This is a genomic window from Streptomyces sp. NPDC127092 (genome assembly GCF_042722475.1).
Classification (GTDB): domain Bacteria; phylum Actinomycetota; class Actinomycetes; order Streptomycetales; family Streptomycetaceae; genus Streptomyces.
This window is the reverse complement of record NZ_JBHXFE010000410.1, coordinates 1-1,053: the sequence shown is the minus strand read 5'-3', so window position 1 is coordinate 1,053 and position 1,053 is coordinate 1. Positions and strand designations below refer to the sequence as shown.

The window sequence follows — 1,053 nt, the reverse complement described above, 5'->3', positions numbered from 1 at the left end:
CCAGCCGTCGCCGCCGGTGAACCCGAAGTCGTATTCGAGGTCGATCGTGGCGTCCGAGTAGTGCGCACGGTCCTCCGCGGGCACGTCGAGGCGGCGCAGGTGCGCGGGGTCGATGCCGAGGTCGATGAACCAGTCCCAGCAGTCCTCGACCCAGCGGTCGAAGTGCTGGCCCGCCTCGGCCGGCGGCACGAAGTACTCGATCTCCATCTGCTCGAACTCGCGGGTGCGGAAGATGAAGTTGCCCGGGGTGATCTCGTTGCGGAACGCCTTGCCGATCTGGCCGATGCCGAACGGCGGCTTCTTCCGGGCCGCGCCGAGCACGTTGAGGAAGTTCACGAAGATGCCCTGCGCCGTCTCCGGGCGCATGTAGTGCAGGCCCTCCTCGTTGTCCACGGGGCCGAGGTAGGTCTTGACCAGGCCCGAGAACAGCTGCGGCTCGGTCCAGGCGCCCTGGGTTCCGCAGTCCGGGCACACGATCTCGGCCATGCCCTCGGCCGGCCGGCCCTTCTTGGCCTCGAACCCCTCGAGCAGGTGGTCCTGGCGGTGGCGCCTGTGGCACTGGGTGCACTCCACGAGCGGGTCGGTGAAGGTCTCGACGTGGCCGGAGGCCTCCCACACCGCGCGCGGCAGGATGATGGAGGAGTCCAGGCCCACCATGTCCTCACGGGAGCGCACGAAGGTCTTCCACCACTCGGCCTTGATGTTCTCCTTCAGCTCCACACCCAGGGGCCCGTAGTCCCACGCGGAGCGCGAACCGCCGTAGATCTCACCGGCCTGGAACACGAAGCCTCGGCGCTTGGCGAGGTTGATGACGTTGTCCAGCGGGGACTTGGCAGCCATGGGGGCATCACTTCCGTACTCATCGGCGGGGCGGGAGGGGATCACGACGACGACGGCACCCGGCCGCCTCCGACGCGGCGGGCCCGTTCCGGCGCGGCGCGCCGGTCGATCCCGTCCAGCCTACCGGCCATGATGGACACCATGACCGAGACGAACGCACCCGACGCCCAGCCCCTGCCCATCCGTGATGAGTCCATCCGCCTCGGCCAGGCG

Annotated in this window: 1 protein-coding gene; it reads right to left on the bottom strand. The window is 69.0% G+C overall.

Annotated elements, in window-relative coordinates:
- Positions 1 to 840, bottom strand: an 840-nt coding sequence (locus ACFWJO_RS40885; protein WP_386873479.1) for a glycine--tRNA ligase, incomplete at its 3' end; no start/stop codon positions are given.
- Positions 841 to 1,053: the final 213 nt, after the last annotated feature.